Origin of the sequence: Brevundimonas sp., assembly GCF_013823285.1 — a bacterium.
Taxonomy (GTDB): domain Bacteria; phylum Pseudomonadota; class Alphaproteobacteria; order Caulobacterales; family Caulobacteraceae; genus Brevundimonas.
Genome location: NZ_PNLV01000174.1, coordinates 1 through 3,065 on the forward strand (window position 1 = coordinate 1; position 3,065 = coordinate 3,065).

Annotated in this window: 1 protein-coding gene and 1 pseudogene; one reads left to right on the forward strand and one right to left on the reverse strand. The window is 68.8% G+C overall.

What is annotated here, in order from left to right; all coding sequences use genetic code 11:
- Positions 1-119 precede the first annotated feature (119 nt).
- A complete protein-coding gene (locus C0461_RS14045) occupies positions 120-2,435 on the reverse strand; it encodes a glycoside hydrolase family 127 protein (RefSeq protein ID WP_292107890.1) in 2,316 nt (771 codons plus the stop codon).
- 135 nt (positions 2,436-2,570) lie between these two features.
- On the opposite strand from C0461_RS14045, the pseudogene C0461_RS14050 reads away from it, so the two are divergent.
- Positions 2,571-3,065 (forward strand): annotated as a pseudogene (locus C0461_RS14050) (galactose-1-epimerase); the annotation flags it as partial.

The following is a 3,065-nucleotide window of genomic DNA, read 5'->3' on the forward strand; positions in this document are numbered from 1 at the left end:
ACCCTGACCAGCTGGTGGGCCAGGATCGTCATCGGCCTGCTGATCCTGCTGTTCCTGGTGCTGCGCGCCGCCGGCGACAGCCGCTGGCTGAACCGGCTGCGCGCCCGCTGGCCCACCCGTCAGGCCACATCCGGCGACAGGGTCCGGCATTCATAGACCGGCGCGTCGCTGCCAAGGGTCTCGAACCGCACCGTCACCCGGTCGCGCCCTCGCGTCAGCTTCTGCGGAATGACGTAGTCCACATGAACGAACGCCGGCTGGGGCGGCGTCTCGCGCCGTTCCACCGCGATGCGCTCACCCTCGACCATGACGGCGAAATGCTTGTTCACCTCCTCGCCCCAGTAGAGCGCACGCAGGATCACGGGGCCGGGACGGACGGCCATGTCGAACTCGATATAGTTGCCCACGCCCCACCACGCCTGACGCCCGCTGCGCCCGGCGAACGACAGCAGGTCGCTGTGGTTGGAGCGGAAATTGTGATCCCGCTCGGGCTGCATCTCGCCCAGGTGGATGACGTCGATGGTGCGCGTCTCCAGCGCCGCGCGCTCGCACTGGGCGGCCAGGAAGGCGGTCTCCTCCGCGGCCCACTGCGCCGCCGTGAACAGCGGGAAATAGACCGCCGCGCGTCGCTCGTACTTGTTGAAGAACGGACCCATGGTCAGGGCATCGGGCGCGGCGCCGGGCATCCGGAACCGGTGGAGCTCGCCGGCGATCGGCTCAAGCGCGCCGTCGGCTGAATCCGCCACCAGGGCGGGCGCCATGCCGTCGTGCGCCTGATCCGCCGGACCCAGGTCGGCGGCCAGCACCACCGGACCGTTGACGAAGGCGACCATGCGCGGATCGTCGGGGGTCGGCTCGACCCGCACCGACATGGGCAGGGTCAGGTCCACCACGTCGCCGGGCCGCCACGTCCGGCTCAGCACCGCATAGCCGTTGCGCCGGTCGATACGCACGGGTTCGCCGTTCACGCTGAGGCCCGGCGCCGTGCACCACCCGGGCAGACGCAGCGCGAGATCGAATGGCCCCTGCCCCGCCTCCGCCACCGTCAGGCGCACCTGCTCGGAGAAGGGATAGCGCGTGTCCATCTCCACTCGCGCGCCCCGCTCGCGCCAGTCCAGAGATGAGGGGATGAACAGGTTCACGAACAGGGTCCGGCCGTCGCGCCAGTAGATGGAGTCGCCGTGTTTGGCGTGGCTCTCCATGCCCGACCCCACGCAGCACCAGAAGCTGTCAAACGGGGTTGAATAGGTGCGCTTCGTGCCCGAGGTCAGGGGCATGAAATAGACGAACATCCCCGTCTCGGGATGTTGGTGCGCCATGATGTGGTTCAGGTGCGCCCGCTCATAGAAGTCGAACCAGTCCGCCCTCGGCTCCCAGCCGTACAGGTGCCGGGTCAGCTTCAGCATGTTGTAGGTGTTGCACGCCTCGCAGGTCCGGTCGGTGATGAAGGGCGACAGCTGTCCCGGCGGGCCGAAATGCTCCCGGTCCGAATTGCCGCCGATCACATAGGTGTGGTCCTGAACCACGGCCCGGTGGAAGAAGCGGGCGGCGCTCGCATAGTGCGCTTCGCCCGTCAGTTCATGCAGGCGGGCCAGGCCGATGATCTTGGGAATCTGGGTGTTGGCGTGCAGGCCCGGCAGGATGTTGCGCCCCTCGGCCAGGGGATCCAGCACCGCGCGGTCCCGGATACGCTCGGCCAGCGTCAGCCAGCGCCTGTCGCCGGTCAGGGCGTAGGTCTCCGCATAGCTGTCGTTCAGCCCGCCGTACTCGGCCGCCAGCAGCCGCTGCATCTGGTCGTCGTCCAGACCCTCCAGGATCTCCGCCAGATAGCCCGCCATGCCCAGCATGACCGGCATGGCCGCCTCCACCCCGCCATGGCGCACGGCGTCGATCAGACCCGCGTGCACCTTGTGCCAGGTGTAGAGCGGCACCCAGCCGCCGTTGATGTCGAACCCGCCCGTGCGGATGTCGCCGCGCCGCACCTCTTCGAAGACGATCTTGCCGTCGATGACCTCGCCGTCGCGCTCGACGGTCGTGCCGCCCACATAGCCGTCGCCGTGGGCCGCCTGGATACGCGCCAGCTCGGTCACCGTTATCTCCACCCGCCGCCGCAGCGCCGACTCGCCGGTCTGGGCCCAGGCCAGGGAGCAGGCTGTGAGGTAGTGGCCAAGGGTGTGGCCCGCGATCCCGCGCGCCTCCCAGCCGCCATACACCTCCCCCTGCACCGGCAGACCCGCTCCGGCATGAAAGTTGTGCAGCAGGCGGCCTGGCTCAAGCTCGAGAAGATATCGGCTGTTGGCCGCCACGGCGTCCGCGTGAATGGACGGCTTCAGCCGCACCGCGTCCAACGGGAACGGTCGGACGCGCACCCGATCATCCCGGGACCGGCCCACCGACGGCGTCAGAGCGGCGGTCGCCAGGGCGCTGGCGCCCATCAACACCGCGCGGCGGCAGGGGCCACGCTTTTCCGCCGCCAACGCGGCTTGCCTTGCGCTGTTCATTTGTACGAGTATTGAAGGCTCGTCGGTCCATGTCAAACAGGCTTTGCGGATTCCGGCCCAGAGGTGACCATGACCCAGTTCCATGGGGAAAGAAGACAGTTCGGCGTCACTCCGGACGGCGAGGTCGTGGAGCGGGTCACCCTGCGCAACGCCGGCGGCATGCAGGTGGACGTGATCACCCTGGGCGCCTCCCTGCAGGCCGTTCAGGTCCCCGACCGCGAGGGCCGCCTCGGCCATGTGCTGCTGGGCCACGAGACGCTGGAGCCCTATGTGCGCCAGCCCCACTTCATGGGCGCCTGCGTCGGGCGCTATGCCAATCGCATCGGCGGCGCCGCCTTCACCCTGGACGGCCGCCCCTTCCGCATCACCGCCAATGAAGGCGCCAACGCCCTGCACGGCGGCGTTCGAGGACTGGACAAGGTCGTCTGGCGCATCGTGTCCGCGGACCCGCATCAGGTGGTGCTGCGCCATGTCAGCCCCGACGGCGATCAGGGCTTTCCCGGCGAACTGACGATCACCGCCACCTATCGGCTGGACCCGGAGGCTGACCAGCTGGACCTCATT

Bases quoted from the DNA above. Each gene is read 5' to 3' on its own strand.
- C0461_RS14045 (WP_292107890.1), bottom strand. From the start codon at position 2,435: ATGGGCGCCAGCGCCCTGGCGACCGCCGCTCTGACGCCGTCGGTGGGC.